The organism is Proteiniphilum sp. UBA5463 (genome assembly GCF_002427225.1).
GTDB classification, from domain to species: domain Bacteria; phylum Bacteroidota; class Bacteroidia; order Bacteroidales; family Dysgonomonadaceae; genus Proteiniphilum; species Proteiniphilum propionicum.
This window is the reverse complement of record NZ_DIQL01000001.1, coordinates 94,547-114,717: the sequence shown is the minus strand read 5'-3', so window position 1 is coordinate 114,717 and position 20,171 is coordinate 94,547. Positions and strand designations below refer to the sequence as shown.

The 20,171-nt window shown below is 40.0% G+C and carries 15 protein-coding genes and 1 other RNA gene; 8 read left to right on the top strand and 8 right to left on the bottom strand.

Annotated elements, in window-relative coordinates; all coding sequences use genetic code 11:
- Positions 1-923 (top strand): PQQ-binding-like beta-propeller repeat protein (locus B3B27_RS00390; protein WP_286846471.1); only part of this gene is annotated, 923 nt, incomplete at its 5' end.
- A gap of 109 nt (positions 924-1,032) precedes the next feature.
- On the opposite strand, the gene B3B27_RS00385 is transcribed toward B3B27_RS00390, so the two are convergent.
- The 8 genes from B3B27_RS00385 to B3B27_RS00350 form a co-directional block, all read right to left on the bottom strand.
- Positions 1,033-2,268, bottom strand: coding sequence for an aminotransferase class V-fold PLP-dependent enzyme (locus B3B27_RS00385; protein WP_286846470.1), 1,236 nt, complete (start codon positions 2,266-2,268; stop codon positions 1,033-1,035).
- A gap of 29 nt (positions 2,269-2,297) precedes the next feature.
- Complete coding sequence (gene sufD / locus B3B27_RS00380; protein WP_286832835.1) at positions 2,298-3,638, bottom strand: Fe-S cluster assembly protein SufD; 1,341 nt, start codon at positions 3,636-3,638, stop codon at positions 2,298-2,300.
- A gap of 2 nt (positions 3,639-3,640) precedes the next feature.
- Positions 3,641-4,402, bottom strand: coding sequence for a Fe-S cluster assembly ATPase SufC (gene sufC / locus B3B27_RS00375; protein WP_286832836.1), 762 nt, complete (start codon positions 4,400-4,402; stop codon positions 3,641-3,643).
- A 214-nt stretch (positions 4,403-4,616) separates the two neighbouring features.
- Positions 4,617-5,396 (bottom strand): ABC transporter ATP-binding protein, encoded by a 780-nt coding sequence (locus B3B27_RS00370; RefSeq protein WP_238868264.1) that lies wholly within the window; start codon positions 5,394-5,396, stop codon positions 4,617-4,619.
- A 12-nt stretch (positions 5,397-5,408) separates the two neighbouring features.
- Positions 5,409-6,158, bottom strand: a complete 750-nt coding sequence (locus B3B27_RS00365) for an MlaE family ABC transporter permease (protein ID WP_238868265.1) — start codon at positions 6,156-6,158, stop codon at positions 5,409-5,411.
- A gap of 57 nt (positions 6,159-6,215) precedes the next feature.
- Complete coding sequence (locus B3B27_RS00360; RefSeq protein WP_238868266.1) at positions 6,216-7,763, bottom strand: YihY/virulence factor BrkB family protein; 1,548 nt, start codon at positions 7,761-7,763, stop codon at positions 6,216-6,218.
- Between the two features lie 15 nt (positions 7,764-7,778).
- An RNA gene (gene rnpB, locus B3B27_RS00355) (RNase P RNA component class A) lies at positions 7,779-8,144 on the bottom strand.
- Positions 8,145-8,495: 351 nt separating this feature from the next.
- Positions 8,496-9,377 carry a LytR/AlgR family response regulator transcription factor gene (locus B3B27_RS00350; RefSeq protein WP_238868267.1) on the bottom strand — a complete coding sequence of 294 codons (882 nt, stop codon included), beginning with the start codon at positions 9,375-9,377 and terminating at the stop codon, positions 8,496-8,498.
- 178 nt (positions 9,378-9,555) lie between these two features.
- Between B3B27_RS00350 and B3B27_RS00345 the strand changes: the two genes are divergently transcribed.
- From B3B27_RS00345 to B3B27_RS00315, 7 genes are all read left to right on the top strand, one after another.
- Positions 9,556-10,677: a DUF6051 family protein gene (locus B3B27_RS00345; protein WP_286832837.1), complete on the top strand. Its 1,122-nt coding sequence runs from the start codon at positions 9,556-9,558 to the stop codon at positions 10,675-10,677.
- Between the two features lie 92 nt (positions 10,678-10,769).
- Positions 10,770-11,333 (top strand): RNA polymerase sigma-70 factor, encoded by a 564-nt coding sequence (locus B3B27_RS00340; protein WP_238868269.1) that lies wholly within the window; start codon positions 10,770-10,772, stop codon positions 11,331-11,333.
- 236 nt (positions 11,334-11,569) lie between these two features.
- The gene (locus tag B3B27_RS00335; protein ID WP_238868270.1) at positions 11,570-12,538 is read left to right on the top strand and encodes a FecR family protein; all 969 of its coding nucleotides are present in this window, start codon (positions 11,570-11,572) and stop codon (positions 12,536-12,538) included.
- Between the two features lie 336 nt (positions 12,539-12,874).
- Positions 12,875-16,240: a SusC/RagA family TonB-linked outer membrane protein gene (locus B3B27_RS00330; RefSeq protein ID WP_286846469.1), complete on the top strand. Its 3,366-nt coding sequence runs from the start codon at positions 12,875-12,877 to the stop codon at positions 16,238-16,240.
- Positions 16,241-16,374: 134 nt separating this feature from the next.
- Positions 16,375-18,129, top strand: coding sequence for a RagB/SusD family nutrient uptake outer membrane protein (locus B3B27_RS00325; RefSeq protein WP_286845291.1), 1,755 nt, complete (start codon positions 16,375-16,377; stop codon positions 18,127-18,129).
- A 101-nt stretch (positions 18,130-18,230) separates the two neighbouring features.
- A complete protein-coding gene (locus tag B3B27_RS00320; RefSeq protein WP_238868273.1) occupies positions 18,231-19,016 on the top strand; it encodes a DUF5018-related domain-containing protein in 786 nt (261 codons plus the stop codon).
- Between the two features lie 221 nt (positions 19,017-19,237).
- Positions 19,238-20,083 carry an endonuclease/exonuclease/phosphatase family protein gene (locus B3B27_RS00315; protein WP_238868274.1) on the top strand — a complete coding sequence of 282 codons (846 nt, stop codon included), beginning with the start codon at positions 19,238-19,240 and terminating at the stop codon, positions 20,081-20,083.
- Positions 20,084-20,171 lie beyond the last annotated feature (88 nt).

Here is a 20,171-nt window from a genome sequence, read left to right as displayed (position 1 = left end):
CCGGAGAGATAAAAGCTGCGAATAGTGCTGACGGCCAGACTATATGGATCTTTAACACCGGAGGTAAAATTTACTCCACCCCCACGGTATACAAGAACAAAGTATGGTGTGCTTCTTCCGACTCTTACCTGTACGGACTTGATGTGCGAAACGGTAAGCAGTTATTTAAACTAAAAAACGACAAGCCGGTGGTCTCATCTGCCGCTTGTGCAGATAATATGGTAATGATTGCCGGTGGCGACGGTTGTTGCCGGGCATGGGACGTAAACACAGGAAAACTCCGTTGGAAGTTCGACAGTGTTGAAAACTTTGTAGTGACACGTCCGCAAATAATAGAGGCCCTGCTATTTTTCGGAAGCTGGGGAAATGAGTTTTACGCAATAGATATCAAAACCGGCAACTCACGGTGGATCTGGAGCAACGGGCATACTAACAGAATGCTGTCACCTGCACAGGTTGTTCCCGTAATTACACACGGGCGTATTTATCTTGCCTCTCCTGACAGATTCATGACTGTGCTGGCAGAAAAAACGGGAGAGGTAATATGGCGGTACAACGATCCGGAGCAACGGGTGCGCGAATCGATTGGAATTTCTGAAGATGGCAACACGGTGTATGCCAAAACAATGGATGGAAATATTATTGCTATTGATGCAACCGTTCCGGAAAGGAGGGTGAAATGGGTTTCATCGGGTGAAGATATGGGTTACGAACTTACCCCCACACCGGTTGTGGAGAAAAACGGAGTTGTTTACGCTCCCACCGACAAAGGGCTGATCTACGCTTATCGCGCATCTGATGGCACCTTTTTATGGAAGTACCGCATCTCAAGCGGACTGATTAACATGATCCTGCCCACAGAGAAAGGCGAACTATATGTCTCTTCAATGGATGGGAAGCTAGTGAAGTTAACGGTTTTATAGCGTGGCACCCAGGCTGCTTCCTTCAATACAAAATTTAGCGGGAACGATGCTCTGCAGTTCTCCCATCATACCATTAGCAATCTCTGGCACGATACAATAGATGCTATAGTTATCTTTTTACGTTTCTGAACATTTTAACGATTCGTTCAACACCTTTAACAAGTTTGTCTGCTTCCTCTTTTGTGTTGTAGAAGGCAAAGGAAGCTCGTACGGTTCCCTCTATGCCAAGCTCATGCATAAGGGGTTCTGCACAGTGGTGCCCTGTTCTTACCGCTATACCCATCTTATCCAACAATGTACCTATATCGTATGGGTGAATACCATCCACCAGAAACGAGATCACACTGCTTTTCTCTCCGGCATTGCCTATTATACGTAGTCCCGGTATGGATAGTAGTTTTTCAGTTGCATATTGCAGTAACTCATGTTCATATGCGGCTATCTTATCTATTCCGATTAAAGTGAGATAGTCAAGAGCGGCAGCCAGGGCCGCTGTTCCCACAAAATCGGGTGTCCCGGCCTCAAATTTAAAGGGCAGGCTGTTGAAGGTGGTTTTATCAAAAGAAACGCTTTCAATCATCTCACCTCCCCCCTGGTATGGAGGAAGATCATTTAACCACCGCTCTTTACCATACAATACCCCTACACCGGTAGGGCCGTATATCTTGTGTGAAGAGAAGACCAGAAAATCACAATCGAGCTGCTGTACATCAACCCTGCAGTGCTGTACAGACTGGGCTGCATCAATAAGTACAGGCACGTTTTGTGCATGCGAAAGCTTTACTATCTTATCTACAGGATTAATTGTACCTAAAACATTGGAAACATGTGTTACAGAGACAAGCCTGGTACGAGGCGTTATCATTCTCGACAGTTCATCCGTCAGCAGCTCGCCATCAGCGTTTATTGGGGCCACTTTCAGCTTCAACCCGTAATAATCGCACTGCATCTGCCAAGGAACAATGTTGGAATGATGTTCCATTGCGGTAATCAAAATTTCATCACCCTCCTTGCAGAATTTACGGCAAAAAGAGGAAGCGACTAAATTTATCGATTCGGTTGCTCCACGCGTAAACACAATCTCGTTGGAAGAAGCTGCGTTGATAAATTTCTGTACCGTTCTCCTTGAGGCCTCATGTTCATCGGTAGCTGCCTGGCTAAGAAAATGCACCCCCCTGTGTACATTGGCGTTTTCGAGACAGTACATTTTAGTGATCTTGTCTATCACACACTGAGGCTTTTGCGTTGTTGCCGCATTATCCAGATAGACCAGTGGATTCCCGAATACTTCACGTGAAAGTATCGGGAAATCGTCGCGTATCTTGTATATATCAGCTTTATTCAAATTACTCCTCTTTTCAACATTACTATCAACTATTTGCATACATTGCAGTTCCCGCATCGCATCAGTTCGCCCCTGAAACGCTTATCAATAAGGTTAACCAGCCTCTCCTGAAGTGTTTCAATACGTATAAGATCCACCACATCACGAGTAAAAGCCACCATCAGCAGAAGTCGCGCCTCTTCTTTGTCTATTCCCCTTGCGCGCATGTAGAACAGCGCTTCATCATCTAAATGGCCTGTAGTAAGTCCGTGAGAACATTTTACATCATCAGCATATATTTCAAGCTGTGGCTTTGAGTACATTCTGGCATCTTCAGATGCGCACAGATTCCTGTTAGTCTGGTAAGCCTGCGTTTTTTGGGCATCTCTCTCCACCAATATCTTTCCGCAGAAAACCCCTGTCGATTTATCCTGCAAAACAGTTTTAAAAAGTTCGTTGCTCGTACAGTTAGGAACGGAGTGATCAAGAAAAGCGAAATTATCGATATGCTGTGATTTATCGCATATGGCAAGTCCTCCCGCGTGAGCTTCGGCATGTTCGCCCAGAATGCGGTACCGATAGTTGTTACGGGTATATCCGTTATGGAGGGTAATACCGCTTGTAACAACATTGGATTTCTCTTTCTGTTCACTGAACAGGTTGTTCAGGCGGGTCACCTTCACTGAGTTTTCCTCAAGCTCATACATATCCACTTGTGCAGACACATCGGCAAAGATCTCTGTAACCTGCGTCACCACAAAATTAACATCGTCAACCGTATGATCACACACCAGCAGTTTCACGTGTGCATTCTCTTCCGCAATAATCAATATTCTCCTGTTCACATTCAGATCTACGCCTCCGCGTAATATATTGATAAGCTGCAAAGGTTTATCAACAGAAACATTTTTAGGAACATATACTACAAATCCATCCTGAGCAAACATAGTGTTGTATGCCACAACACCATTATCCGAGTAGTCTGCAATTTTCGCATAATATTTTTCAAACTGTTTGGGATAATTAACAGAAAAAACCTGCAAACTGCCTACAAAAACACCTTCTGGTAAAAACTCCGGATGCTGGTTTTTATCGTAATACCTGTCGTTTATAAGAAAATATAGGTTTGTAGAGAGGTTGGGCACATCGCATTTGAAGGCATCGTAAGGATTAACCGGAATAGGAATATTCCGTAGGTTCAAACCTAAATCAGCATCAAAAGCTCGTGCAATATTCGAGTGTTTGTAATCTTCATTCTGTGAAGTGGGAAATCCAATATTCTTAAAGGTTTCAAAAGCAGCATCTCGGTAACTGTTCATCGCCTCTGAGGAATATCTGTCCAGCTCACTCCTGTATTGTTCAAACAGATCTATATATTGTTGTTCAATCATTTTTACAGATGGGTTTTGGGATATGGAGTTATCAGCCAGTCATAGCCTCTTTTTTCGAGTTCGAGGGCTAAATCGGGGCCTCCTGATTTAACAATCTTACCCGCATACAGCACATGCACAAAATCTGGTTTGATATATTCAAGCAAGCGTTGGTAGTGAGTGATAAGAATGGTTGCATTCTCTTTGGTCTGGAGCTTATTCACACCGTCAGCAACTACCCTCAACGCATCAATATCAAGTCCTGAGTCGGTCTCATCAAGAATAGACAAGAGTGGGTTTATCATAGCCATCTGAAAAATTTCATTTTTCTTTTTTTCTCCACCTGAAAACCCCTCGTTTACCGAGCGGTTAACCAGCTGGCTGTCCATTCCCAACAACTCTCTCTTATCGCGCATCAGTTTCAGAAAATCGGAAGCAGTAATCGGCTGTTCATTCCTATATTTCCTTTGTTCATTAACAGCAGCACGCATGAAATTAACCATGCTCACACCGGGTATCTCAACCGGGTACTGAAAACTAAGGAATATTCCCTCACGTGCACGATCCTCGGGTTCCATATCGAGTAGATCTTTACCATTGAAAATTATACTGCCCCGGGTAACTTCATACTTGGGATTTCCGGCGAGCACAGACGCAAGGGTACTTTTCCCTGAACCATTAGGTCCCATAATAGCATGAACCTCGCCGGGTTTTACTTCCAGATCTACACCTTTTAATATCTCTTTATCTTCTACTATCGCATGCAGATTCTTTATCTTTAACATATTTGTAATCACGTGTAATATTATTAAATAGGCTGCTCTATTTAACGCCGCCCTAAAATAGTTTATTTGATAATACGAGTATGACAACAATTGCCACACAAGGATAGAATTCTCGAGACTGATAACAAACGATCCTCCTGAAATGTTTGATTTGTGCCTTAAATAATTGCTCACCCATTATACTAAATCGGGAACCGTCTCCTTTTCAACGCATCTATCCCTTTTCATCTTCGGCAATTATATCTTCCGCCTCCTTTATCTTCTTAAACAGATCAGATGCGAACACAAAATCGTTAAGCTTTACGTTATCAGCATCCATTATTTCCGACCTGTTTCCTTCCCACTCCTTTACCCCTTCATTGATAAAAATAACATTGTCTCCAATATTAATTACCGAATTCATATCATGAGATACAACTATTGTTGTCATTGAAAAATCTGTTGTGATATCATGAATCAGCTCGTCTATAAGCTGAGATGTTTTCGGATCGAGCCCCGAATTAGGTTCATCGCAGAAAAGATATTTCGGATTCAAGGCAATTGCTCTCGCAATAGCCACCCTTTTCTTCATTCCTCCGCTTATCTCTGAAGGATAAAGGCTGGCTGCATTAAGCAGATTGACTCTCTCGAGGCAAAATTCTGCACGTTTTTTGCGCTCACGCTTATTCTTCCTGGAAAACATATCAAGCGGAAACATCACATTCTCAAGCACTGTCTTTGAATCAAACAGTGCTGCTCCCTGAAAAAGCATTCCAATATCGCGACGAAGTCGACGAACCTCACCTGGTTTCATGCCGATGAAATTCTTTCCATCATAACATATCTCTCCAGATGTAGGAGTAATTAATCCGACAAGGCATTTAAGCAGAATCGTTTTCCCCGATCCGCTTTTCCCGATGATCATATTAACTTCTCCCTTATAAAAGGTAGTATTTATATTGTTAAGAACAACGTCGCCGTCAAACTCTTTTGTAAGATTTTTTATTTCTATCATACAGCCATTCCTTTACCCCAACACCAACTGCGTAAACACCAAGTCAGTAACAAGAATCAAAACGCTGTTTATCACCACCGAATTGGTACTGGCCTGCCCCACCTCTAGAGCGCCACCTTTTGCTGTGTACCCAAAATAGGCTGCCACAGATGCAATTATGAAACCAAAAAGCATCGATTTAAAAATGGAATACCAGATAAGTGACTCTCTAAAAAATGCCTGAATTCCATATACATAAGTATCAACTGATGGTATCCCCAGAACAATACATATGACATATCCTCCAAACATTCCCGTAAACATGCTAAAAACGACCAACACTGGCATAAATGCAACAAATGATGCTATCTTTGGCAATATCAGGTAATTTGCAGAGTTAACTCCCATTATTTCAAGTGCGTCAATCTGCTCGGTGATGCGCATTGTTCCAATTTCAGAGGCTACATTAGAACCCACCTTGCCAGAAAGGATAAGGCACATAATGGTGGAGGAAAATTCCAGCAGAATAATCTCTCTCGATACAACACCCACGGTAAACCGCGGCAGCATAGGTGAGTCGATATTCAAAGCTATCTGCAGAACAATAACAGCTCCTATAAAAAAAGAGATAATAACCACAATCCAGATAGAGCTGACACCCAGCTGATAAACTCCTTTCATGAACTCTTTCATGAACTCTCTAATTCTATCCGGCACTGACAATACTTTCTTCATCAGCAACGCGTATTCCCCTACACTTTCTATTGAACTGATAAAACTCATGTGCCTTTTTCGTTCGCTAATTATTTTTGCAAAGATAAATAAAATTATTCCTGCGACTTACAAATCTTTCAGCAAGACATCATTTTTGTCATCGAACATACTTTTACGGGTATTCTCCAAAGCATTCCAGTGATCCCGAAACTCCTCTTCTATATCTATCATGAAATCTTCCGATCCATGCTTATCAAGTTTTGAAATCAGGAGGTTCACCGTAATCTTATTAATATCGAATGCGGGCTGGTATGCGGGCACTCGCTCATCTGACGCTGAAGGAGTGATTGAGATAATTTTCAGTTCAAGCAGTTCATTCAAGATGTCGTTTGTAAGCCGCACCGGCACCTTGCACCACACCGAAAGGTGATCAGCAGTAAGTGGTGGTTTCCCCTCAGCAAAACGTTGAACTATCTCAGTGGTGATCATAAGCGTGAAAAAATCTTTATATCTGCGGCTAATATTTCGCGTCTCCTTCTCGAAAGAGAATTTCCTTACATTTTGTGCTGCATAGGATATCTCTGCGCCAATAAGAACAATAAACCACGATGTCTGAATCCAGAGCAACATTAGAGGGATAGCGGCAAATGTACCGTAAATGGCATTATAGCGGGTAATCCACAACTGACCGCTCAAATAGAGCATCTGAAAAAACTGAAATGCTGTCCCCGCAATTATTCCTGCAAGCAAAGCATTAGTAAATTTCACTTTTGTATTCGGCAAAAATTTGTAAAGTACAGTAATCAGAAGAATGATTAAAACAAAGGGTACAATATTCAGCAGGCGGGGTATAACAGGATACAATATATAGATAATCTTCAACGTATTGTTTTGAGGATAGCTGATGATACTCAAGGTATTGGCAAGAACAAAAAATATTGGCATCAGCAGTATAAACGCGGAATAATCGGTCACTTTCCGCGCAATACTTCTTCCTTTAGGCACCTGCCAGATTTTATTCAGGTTATTTTCAATATCACCGAAAAGGAGAATTATAGTATATAGAAACAACATAATACCCACTCCTGCAAATATTCCCCCACCCTTCGCCTCTTCTAACGACTTTTTAATAAGCAGAAACAGCAGGTTCAGAAACTCGCGGGTTCTCTCCTCTGCGGTCGCATTTTCTCCGGGTATAGCGGTAGTTATATCGGCTGAACCGGGGGTACCAGTGATATTTGAATTTCCTAAGTGTACCTGAACAGCGTTCACACTGTCGCTTGGTGTTTCGGGGATGGGTACTATTACCTCACTATGATGAACATCGCCAAGCATGAAGTTAAAGATACTGCTCTCCATTATATTCTCTATTCCAAATCCACGAGCAATGGCAAAAATTACTGCCAGCAACGGAACTATAGAGAGTAAAGTTCTGTATGTAAGCGACCGGGAACTGGCAGCAATATCAAGCTCCTGCACATTACGGACAGTTAGCATAACCGTCTTTATGGAATCATAAAGAATATTTTTTTTATTTGAAAGGGTTTCGGGATTCTGACGCCATATATCGAACGACAAAAATTGGATCAGTTTTTTTATCCTGATCCTTAAAAGATCGAGTCTGCCGGGTTTTTCCTCCTCTTCGCGATCGTATCTTTTGTTTTTTTTTGCCATTTTTTTTCTTAATAAAAAAGCAGCTGGCCTGTAAGCCGGGTTCTGTATCCCGAAGAGTCGGGATGTCTGTCATTTATCTGCGGATAAGTGTCGCCACTCTCCTTTAGCGGCCTACCCCTCGGCATCGGGCGAGCAACCCTACATATCCGATATACATGGCCTTGCAACCCATAACACGTACGGCATGCTGCATTGCTGCAACATCCGGTGAGCTCTTACCTCACCTTTTCACCCTTACCCGCGGCATAAAACCCGAGCGGTTATTTTCTGTTACGCTTAACTGCCCTCACGAACAGCTTCCCGTTAGGAAGTATGGTGCTCTGCGTTGCCCGGACTTTCCTCCACGACGTTAAAAGTCGCAGCGACAAACCGACCTGCTGCAATTGCAAAAGTAATACTAAATTAGCGATTTAACCCTATTTCTTGAGGTTTTTTACATTTCAGAATATGATTTAAGATTTAGATTCTTTTCTCAAACCAGCAGTATGGCAAAAAAGTTTCAACATATCACGCAATTCAATACCCAATAGCAGATGGCCAGGTAATAAAATACCGCGATACGCCGCATAATCGATTAACTGCAAATATAACAGGCCAGAATAAAGGCAAATATCCCTTTTCGCTGATTATATGGCGATTAAGCAAGCACCCGCCAAAGGGTTATTAAATTATACGCTGCTTTCCGTTATAGGATGAAGGACGCACAAAAGTAACAGCCAAAGGATTATTAAATTACACGGTATATTGTGAAAATTTATTCATAAACTCTTCATAATAAGTCTTTGAGACAGGGATATCGGGTGTGCTTTCAGCGTCAAGCTCCAGGACAAGCCCTCCTTTTATCTTCTTCAATATCTTAACCTTGTCAATATTCACTATGTAGGAACGGTGGCAACGAACCAAAGGGGTCTCTTTAGTTAGGTTCTCCTCCATCCACTTGAGCGAGTTACGAATTAAAAAACGCGACAACCTCGATTTGTTCAGATAATAAATGGTCGCATAATTATCTGCAGATTCAATATAAAGTAGATTCTCCAGCATAATAGATATCTTCAGATCACCTTTTTCATCAGGGAAAGCGATTAAAGTTTTCGCATGTATATCGGCAATCTTTTCATGTCCTATATGCTCTAACAAAGCACTTTTCTCTTTCCATGAAAAATATAGCCAGGAGATTAAATACGGCAAAAGTAACACCAGTGTAGTGTTGAAAAGGCTCTGGCGGAAAATTTCGGATATATCCCTGACGATCCCATCCTTGGGAAAGAATTTAGCAAATAGGGTGTAGAAGATAGCCATAGCCACTATCTCGCAGAGTATCCATAATGCGTATTGCCAATAGAGTACATCCCGCCTGTTTGAGTAAGCTATAAGAATCACACGGCTGATTACAACAACCAACATTCCTGTAAGTATTATCAGACTCGAAAACGCAAAATATTTAATATCTGAAATACCTGGATACCAGTCGCGGGAGCCGAAAGGTTGAAAAAGATTGATAAACAATAGCGCGAAGAGAGCCGTAAAAAGAATCATTCTAAGGCTGTTCTTCTTATCATATAGATATGCAGGGATCTTACCGTCCATCTTATCATCAAATTTTTTCCTGTTCAATACAAAATTAAATTTTTATTGAAGACTTACCAAAATAATTGAGGATGCGGAGGAGATTTTTCACCCCTGCATATCAGATTTCACCCCATATACAAGAATATATCCCTAAATTGCTGCCACTTTCCCTTTCATTTGCTAATAAGTGAAAAAGCCTGTTCTTTTACCGAAAAAAGGAATTATGACAAGTTATTTGAAACAATACAAAGAACTTAATCAATGTTTCAAACAGGGGATTGAATCTCATTTGGAGAAAAACAATATCGATATCTGTTTTTTCAGTTTCCACAGTTTTTCAAATGAAGGTAAAAATAAAATATCAGAGTACTGGGACAACAATATCACCGAAAATTTTTCTTTCGAATATCCGGTCTTTACTCCTTCTGAAAAAAAGAAATTTAACGAAGCCATCGTGCTTCTGCACGGGCTTAACGAGAGAAGCTGGAATAAATACCTGCCATGGGCTGAATATATCTGTAACCATACTCGCAAACCGGTAATATTATTCCCGTTAGCTTTCCATATAAACCGTTCTCCGCTCTCATGGTCAAACCCCCGTAGTTTAAGCCTGTCGCAACTGTTAAACTTCAGAAGGGAAAAATTCAACGGCGATCGTTCTATCAGCTATGCCAATGTAGCTTTAAGCGACCGCATAAGTCAGTTTCCAGAAAGATTTTATCTGTCGGGGCGTCAATCCTGGGAAGATTTAACTATTCTCTTCGAAGAGATAAAAACAGGGCATCATACGCTTTTCGGGGAAGGAGCCCAAATAGACATCTTCTCATACTCCATAGGTACCTTTCTTTCGCAAGTTACCCTTATGGCAAACGATAAAGATCTTTTTTCCGACTCCCGCCTATTTATGTTTTGTGGCGGAAGCATCTTCCGTTCCATGTTTGGCATATCAAGAAGCATTATGGATAAACCTGCATTTGAGAAGTTGCAACACTATTATATTAATGTTTTCGGTAACGAAAAAGCACCAATATGGAAACAAGACAATGGCTTTAATGCATTTATGCGAATGATAACGCCTGAAAGGATGAAGAGCAAACGCGAAAAATTATTTTCAGGTTTGGCTAAACGAATAAAAGGAATTGTACTCGCCAAAGACCAGGTAATACCTTACAAGGGAGTTCTGGAAGCTTTGGGCCGAAAAACCGCGGAAGCCACTGTCCAATTAATCGATTTCCCTTTTCCCTATACACACGAGAACCCGTTCCCCATTAACACAAAGGATGCCTCATCGGTGAACAGAGCTTTCGTCAATGTGTTTTCACAGGCAGTAGAGTTTCTGATTTAAACCATCATTAATATATTTGAGATTTGTATTAATTATAATATTTTTATATTTTTGAGGTTCGATTTCTCAAAAAAACTAAAAATAATTTTCAGGTGCAGTCATCATCGGGATACAAGGCTCAATTTGAAGAAGTGTATGTTTCCAACTATGCACGAATGAAACGATTTGCACAGCAATACCTAATCCACGAGGAGGACGCTGAAAATATTGTGCACGACATTTTCTCAGAGCTTTGGGAGAAAAAGATGGAATTCTCTTCTTTCGTGAACTTTAACGGATACTTATTTATGATGTTGAAAAACAGGAGTATCGATTTCCTCCGTCGTAAAACCCTTGAACAACACGCTATCACCGAGATGCAGGATGAATACACCCATAGCCTGAAACTGAGACTCGCATCTTTGGAAGAGCTGGACAACAGGCTTCTCTCAGATAACAATATCGATACCATCATCCAAAAAGCAATTGATGCACTACCCGAAAAATGCCGGGAAATTTTCGTGATGAGTAAAATAGAAGGGAAAAAACAAAAAACAATCGCAGAAGAACTCAACATCTCAATCCACACCGTTGAAAGCCAGATGGGCATAGCCTTCAAAAAGCTGAGAGAGGCATTAAAAGATTACATTCCACTCTTTATCTTCTTTTTTATTTAACTTATTATCAATGGATTTAATCTTCTCAGATTTTATTTCACCATCTCTATCAAACCAATCCTTTACAAGACGAAGTTGCAGCAAGTTTCTTCTTTGCCCGACCGGTTTAACGAAAAAGTTTCCACAACTGAATATTCCAAACTATTTTACCCTCTATACTTGCCTAAAGAAAAAAATTTACTCTTTCATTAGCGGATTTTTACTTTTCATTCGTTTTATTAATAACAAGCATTAAAATGGACGAACAACTATTGCGATATTTTTCTGGAGAATTAACGATTAGCGAACAATTGGAATTGACTCTCAGTATTGAAAACGACGACCGGTTAAAGGCCGAATTCATTCGTTTACAGAATCTAAGTGCGGTTTCGGAACTTTCATCTCACCCCACAGACCGTAGTGAGGGAGACAGACATTTCAAAACATTTATCTCTCGAGTCAAACGTAATGCCAAAAGAAAAATCTTTGTCAATATTGCGAAATATGCAGCAATAGCGCTTATTCTGGTCGCTTCAACCGTTTGGGCTACGCTCTGGATCACTGACTCAGAGGCAACGGCAATGAACACGTTATTCGTACCGGCGGGACAACGGGCGCAACTAAGGTTACAAGACGGAACCGAAGTCTGGCTAAATGCACAATCAACTTTGAAATACCCTTCTCGCTTTTCTAAACGAAAGCGGCAGGTAGAGATTACAGGTGAAGCTTTTTTTGATGTGGCAAAAGATAAAAATAAACCTTTTATCGTTACCACACAAAACACTCATATGAAGGTGCTTGGAACACAATTCAACGTGTATAGTTATCCCGGAGCAGGATACATTCAAACAGACCTGGTAGAAGGTTCAGTGAAAGTCTATCAGGAGTACAATGAGAATATCAGTATAGTCCTGAAACCAAATGAACAAGTGATAATAAAAGGAAGTAGTATGACTGTCGGCAATATCGATAATCCCGATCATCTGCTTTGGAGAAATGGAATTTACTCTTTTAACAACGAATGTTTGATCGATATCATTGAGAAATTGCAGCTCTACTACGATGTGAAAATTATAGTGGAAGATCCTGAAATATTCAATACAAGATACACCGGAAAATTTCGCCAACGCGATGGAATTGACGAGATCATGCGTATTATACAAAAAATTCAGCCATTTAAGATTGAAAAAGACAAAGACGAAAATATCATCACCTTAAAAAAATAAAATAATGAACTCTCTAAAATATAATTGCCTATGAAGAATCAGATTCATAAATAAAAAAGCGACAGGTGCGCCAACACCTGCCGCTAAGCTTAAAGCAAAAATTCAACTATTTCGTTAAGCAATACGTGCATAAGACAAACTTGTTGGAATTATGCCTTTGTTAGAAATAGTCTAATTGTAATGAACTATCACTTAGTATTCACTTTAAACTCATACAAATATATGATAAAAAACATTTCATCGGATCGCTTTTTGCTAAAAAAAAGCGACTTTAAAGATTTATTCAAAATCATGAAAATCTGCTTATTTCTATTGTTTGCCTTCGCATTTCAACTGATGGCAACAAATACAAATGCCCAGGATGCTATAATTGAACTGAGATCCAACTCTGTAACCGTAAGTCAGCTGATCAGTGAAATTGAAAAACAGACGGACTATCTGGTCGTTTACAGCAACCGCGAAGTAAATACCAACAGAATAATTACTTTCCAACGGAAATCGGATAAAGTCTCCGAATACCTTAACGAAGCTTTTGCAAATACTGATATCGGCTACGATTTTGAGAACAACTATATTGTCCTTTCAAAAAAAGCCCAACAAACAACTAACATTCTTACTAATTTGGAGCAAACAGCCCAACAGCAAGGAAAAACCGTAAAAGGAACCGTTACCGATTCAAACGGAGAACCAGTTATTGGCGCTACGGTTATAGTGCAAGGCGATGCTAGCAAAGGTACGGTTACCGATATCGACGGAAATTTCACCCTTTCCGGAATTCCGGAAGATGCAGTCTTATTGTTCAGTTATGTTGGAATGAAAGCGCTGGAAGTATCTCTTAAAGGAAGGAGTAACGTATTGGTGGTGATGGAGTCAGATTCGGAGATGCTCGAAGAGTTGGTGGTAGTGGGATACGGAACACAAAAGAAAGCAAACCTAACCGGTGCTGTAGGGCAAGCTGATCCGAAGCAAATTGAGAACCGCCCAATTCCCAATATTGCTGTTGGTCTTCAAGGCATTATCCCTAACTTGAACATTAGCATGTCAAGTGGAGTGGCCACAGAGGTGCCTAGTTTTAATATACGTGGAATGACTTCGTTGACCGGAGGAACTCCTTTAATTGTCATTGACGATGTGCCTTCAACAGTAGAACAACTGATGAAATTGAACCCCAGTGATATTGAAAATATATCTACATTGATGGATGCTGCATCGGCAGCAATTTATGGGGCTAGAGCGGCCTTTGGTGTGGTGTTAGTGACCACCAAAAATGCCCAAAAAGAAAAATTGATTGTGACTGTAGGTTCAAATGTTTCTTTCCGCAGGCCTATCACTATCCCTCAATTTGTAACTGAGCCTGATACCGTTGTGTCATTACGGGTGCTTGGAAGTGGTTTGTGGTATTCGGTAAAGGATATCTATGGTTCGAATGATATGGACTATTTACATGCTGTAGCCAGAGGAGAGGCCGACCCAATAAGATTAAATCCGGAACAACCAGATCGGTGGCAGTATGCAGGAAGTACCGACTGGTTTAAAGAAGCAGCCAAAAAACATGCAATATCTCAAAACCATAATTTCTCAATTTCAGGAAAAGAGAAAAAGGTTAATTATTATTTCTCCGGAGCCTTTAACAGGCAAGGTGGTTTGTTTAAAATTGCAAAAGAGGATTTTGACCGTTACAATCTTCGGTTTAAAATCAATTATAATTTGACTCCCTGGTTGGTACTGTCGAATAATTCTGGATTTTCCTACGATATATACGATGAATCATCCCGAAGGATAGATGTTCAAACCTTGTTTGAAACCCCAACTTTCGATATGATCAAAAATCCTGATGGTTCTTGGACTGCAAGAGGAGCTTCCGTGTTCGGAGCTATAAAAGATGGAGGGAGAAGGGTCTCCAAAAATAATAATTTCAACACAACATTTACAGCGAAAGCCACCTTATATAAAGACCTGGTTTTTACAGGTAAAGCCTCTTTTCTGAAAGCCAGTTATGACATGTCGGCATTTTGGATCCCTATCCCCTACAAACTGGGACCCGATCATGTTGAAATCTATCGCCCTTTAAAAGAGGCTCAGCGTGAAGCTCAGTCAAAAAACCAAAACGTTTTTGATTTATATTTTGACTATGATAAAGAAATCGGCAAGCATAAAGTGCATTGCTTGGCGGGGTATAATCAGGAATATTATTACTATAACTGGTTTTGGGCATCTAACAAAGACTTAATCAGTGAGAATGTGCCTTCGATTAATTTAGCTACAGGCGATCCTTTAGTTGGGGAAAACATTGACGATTGGGCTACCCGGAGCGTTTTTTACCGATTAAATTACAACTTCGATAACAAATACCTTTTTGAATTTAATGGGAGATACGATGGGACCTCTAGGTTTCCAAGCAACAAACGATTCTGTTTTTTCCCTTCAATATCGGCTGGATGGAATTTATCGAAAGAAGAATTTTTCAAACCTCTTAGTTCCTATGTGAATTATCTGAAACCCAGAATTTCTTATGGTAATTTAGGAAATCAGGATGTGAGTTCCTATTTCTACTTACCCAGTATGTATTCCGGTAAAACCGAGGCGATTATTTACGGTGGCAATAAACTTGATCAACTTACCACTGTTTATGCACCAGGGCTGGTATCCCCCAATTTAACCTGGGAAACAGTTAGCACAATAAATTACGGGGTAGACATGGGTTTTCTCCAAAATCGTCTGAGCGCAACATTTGACTATTATCACCGCAACACATACGACATGCTGACCCCGGGTAAAACACTGCCAGCTGTTTTAGGGACTTCATCTCCAAAAATGAATGCTGCCGATTTGATTACCAAAGGTTGGGAACTAACGGTTTCATGGCGAAACGAGGCGAAAATACTGAAATCACCCTTTAATTATTCTGTTAAAGCAATTCTTTCAGACAGTCGGGCATGGATTACCAAGTATGATAACCCTGACGGCAAATTAAGTGATTACTATGTTGGTTATGAAATTGGGACAATCTTTGGCTTTGTTTCCAACGAATTATTCCAATCTCCCGATGAATTAAAGAATCATGCCAATCAAGGAATGTTGTGGACTTATCCTGACAAAGTACCCCCTGGACCAGGTGATATTAAGATTGAAGATCTGAATGGCGACGGAGTAATCAGGACAGGCAATACCATTTACGACCTGCAAGATCAAAAAATTATTGGCAATTCATCTCCTCGTTACCGGACCAGCTTTATGTTCGACTGTAATTGGAAAGGAATTGACTTGAGCTTGTTTGTTCAAGGAATCCTGAAGGGAGACTATTATCCTGGCGACACATATTTTTGGAGCGTTTATCAAACTCCCTGGATGAACGTAACTAAATGGCATCTTGACAATATGTGGACTCCCGAAAATACCGACGCTTATATGCCCCGCTTAAAAGGGTATGCCGCTTCGTGGTGGGGTGGTGGCGAACTGATTCGGGCAAACACCCGCTATTTACAGAAAAGAACTTATATGCGACTTAAAAATGCCAGCTTGGGATATTCCCTACCAGAATCCCTAATTCAAAATGTGAATATTTCTGGAATTCGATTCTATGTCAGTGGTGAAAACTTGTTTACATGGACTGCATTTGAAAACAAAAATTGCGATCCCGAGACATTGGCAAAATATCCACTTCAGAAAACATTTTTATTTGGTGTGAATTTTACATTTTAAAAGAATTAAAGTTTATGAAATCAACATGGAATCTTAAAAAAACATACACAACCTCTCACACTACTGGGAATGAGAAGAATGAATGACCATGCTGGTTAAATAAAATAGCATAATCAATAAACAATTTTAATGAGATGAAAAAAACATTATGCATAATAACAGCTTCAGTCGCATTGCTAGCCTGCAATGATGATTTTCTGGAGCGTTATCCTCAAACGAGTATCGTAGAAAAGAATTTTTTCAAAACAGTCGCTGATCTTGAAACTTATTCAAATCAGTTTTATGACTATCTATATGTCGAAAACATCGACCGCAATACCGATAATACCACTATTGAAAAAGGTAACATCAGGTCCCTTATGCTAGGAACCATCACTGCAGATAATGCTGGCGGATGGGACTGGGGCTCTTTAAGGGCCATTAATACGCTGCTCGATAATTCATTAAATATAGAGGGAGATGATCTGGAGATCAACAAATTTAAGGCTGTTGGTAAATTCTTCAGGGCACGTTTTTATATCGACAAGGTTAAAACCTATAGCGATGTTCCTTGGTATGGGAAGGTACTTACTGATACCGATATTGATTTGTTATACAAAGCTAGGGATACCCGTGAGATAGTCGTTGATTCAATTATTGCCGACCTTGAATATGCCACAAAATATATGGGGGAAAGCAAGCATAAAACGCGATTTTCAAAGTGGGCTGCCTTTACTGAATTGGCAAGATTTTGTCTCTACGAAGGAACTTATAGGAAATACCACGAAGGAGAAGCTGATTTGCATGTGGTGAAAACACCAGAGTATTTTCTAAATAAAGCCATTGCTGCTGCCAGTGAGGTGATGGAATCCAAAAAGTTTGATATTTATTCAACCTCAAACTTTGACACCGACTACGGTAGCCTTTTTAAATCGTATGAACTGAATGACAATTGTGAAGTTATCATGTACCTTGCTCACGAAGAGAATAAGCGGGAAAACAATTCAGGAAAAGTACTTGATTATGAAAACGGGATTAGCCGTTCCTTTGTCGATTCGTATCTTTACAAGGATGGATCCTTTGTTCCCCGTAGTGTTACCGATACTTTACAGATAAATTATATTTTTGAAAATCGGGATCCAAGGTTAAAGCAGTCAATCATGTATCCCGGCTATGTGCTGTACAAAATCAGGGCCCACAAATTGCCCATAAACAAAACCGGAGGATACGGACAAATCAAGTTTTTACCCGATGAGAGCAAAAACCATTTGGCCATTTATGTTTCGGCTTCCACATCACTCCCTTTATACCGGTATGCTGAATTATTACTGATATATGCAGAAGCAAAGGCTGAGATGGGAGAACTCACCCAGGCTGACCTGGATAAAACGATAAATGTTTTGCGAAGAAGAGCCGGTATGCCCAATCTATTTATGAACCCTCCTATCGATCCTATGATGGCTGAAATGTACAACAATATTAAATCAACACAAAGTGCTGAACTGTTAGAAATTCGAAGAGAAAGAAACATTGAATTGTTTGCCGAAGGATTTAGGTATGACGACCTGATGAGATGGAAAATGGGCAAAGTTTATGAGTTCCCTCAGCAGGGAATATATGTGCCTAAATCGGGACTAGTTGATATTACTGGCGACGGAAGTCCAGACTATTACATCTGTGATACTGACGAAAATATCCCTTCAGACTTGCCCGGGGATATTTCAATTGAGATTACCTCGAAAAGCAATATTCCGTATTTTCTTGAATATGGAGATCACGGACATATCATGTTCAAAGCCGAAAAAAACGGATTAGGTAGTTTTGTCGAGCCTAAGTATTACTACCGTCCTGTCCCTACTTCTCAACTTAATTTAAATAAAAATTTAAAACAGATTTTTGATTGGGATTAATATTAGTTAAAAAAGATAGACATTAAAATAGGCCACGTCAAAAAACGAATAGCATTTATTGTACATGGCGAATTTTATCGAAAAAACAAAAATTAAATGAAATGAAGAATATTTATAAAATCATACTGGGACTATCTTTGATAGTAGTGGGTTGCCAGCAGGGAGTAGATATTGATGTGTCAATTATTCCAGACAAACCATTTATAAAATCAATTACTCTTGCCAATATGGATTCTACCGGGATTATTCGAAATCCCATAAGTCAAACCAATGTGATAGACACCATTAACTTTATTGATTCGGTATTTGTAAAAGACCGTTCGGTTAATTTTTCAAATATCTGGGCACAGGCATCTCTCGAAGAAGGTTGTACAATAGAACCTCTTGGCGATTCCCCGGCTTTTGGTGAATATGGAGATTTCTCGAAACCCACAAAATATAAAGTTATTTCCCCTACCGGAAGAAGTGCCGAATGGACCGTCGTGGTTGACTTTGAAAAAATTGTAATTAATTGTAAAGTCGATAACTGGGTAGGTAATATTTTCTGTAGCGATGGCATCTGGAGCAGCTACAGTCCGGGATATTGCACAGGCACTAAAGTTTCCAGCAGTTGTGACAGATTAAACCTGACATTCCCTTTTTGGGACGACGAAGCACTAATGGCAACTTTCGAACTGGAGCTAGGGGATTATGACCCCGAGTTATTTTCCGGAAAAATCACCCTTTTAGACGATGTACACCTTGTTGGTTCAGGATATGATGTTACATTCCATAAGGGTGATGCGGGAACTTATAGCCTACTTTCGGGGGTGATGGAGTTGGTAATTGACTTTAGCGGATACGATATAGGTGACGATAAATATAAATTTACTATTAAAGGACAATAAGTAGAATATTAACAATAGAGGTATTACCCAATTACGGCTATCATTCAATAAGCAGTGATAGCCGTAAATATCTCGATACGTGCATCTGTTCCGATTGATCCTCTAAAGGGTTTAATTTTTAGATGGTGCTTGATCCACTAAAAAACTATTTCTATTAAAGCAACTGTTTAATTTTAAAAAATGCCATATTTTGAGCCACACAATAATTAATTATAAATAAAATGAACACAATTGATGTTTTTACAAATGAGTACAAGGTAACAAAAAAACAAATACGATGGGTTGCATTATTAACCTTTATCTGTTCGCTGTATATTCCACTTGCTTCTTTTGGGCAAGAGATAAAAGTAATGACATACAATATCTATCATGGGGAAGAATATTATTCTCCGGGTGAGAAAAATTTGGAAAAAATCTCTGCAATTATCAATAAATACAAACCTGACTTTGTTGCCATGCAGGAAGTAGATAGCATGACCAATCGTACGGCAACAATAAATAACGGGGTAAAAATGGATGTTATAAAAGAACTTGCTGCCATGACCGGGATGTATGGTTTTTTTGGTAAGGCTATTCCTTACAGCGAAGGAGGTTATGGCGAGGGTGTCTTATCGCGTTTTCCCTCCAAGTCCATGTCTTATAACCTGCCGACTCCATCAGGTGGTGAAGGTCGTGCTTTACTGATGATAGAACATACTTTTTCAAACGGACAAAAAATTATATTTGCCGGGACCCATCTGTGCCACCAGTTTCCCGAAAATAGGCTGGCTCAAACCAAGGCAGTCTGCAATATTCTCAAAGACTCAACTATTCCTGTAGTTATGGGGGGAGATTTAAATTTTACACCAGATTCGCCCTCTTACCAAGAAATAACTAAATATTTTGAAGATGTAGCAAAAATGAGGGGGAAAGCCAAGTACACATTTTCTTTTGACGAACCCTCTTCCCGGATCGATTATATCTTTGTCTCCAAAGGCCATAAATGGCGTATTAAAAATGTAAAAGTGATAAAGGAGAATGCCTCTGATCATATGCCGGTTTTAGTCACTTTGGAGCTGAAAAAATAGGTTTTTAAATACAACCATATTGGTCGGATTTGGTTAAAATTGCAGCAATAAAGAAATGAAAAATAGCTTGCTTTTGGTTTTCTTATTT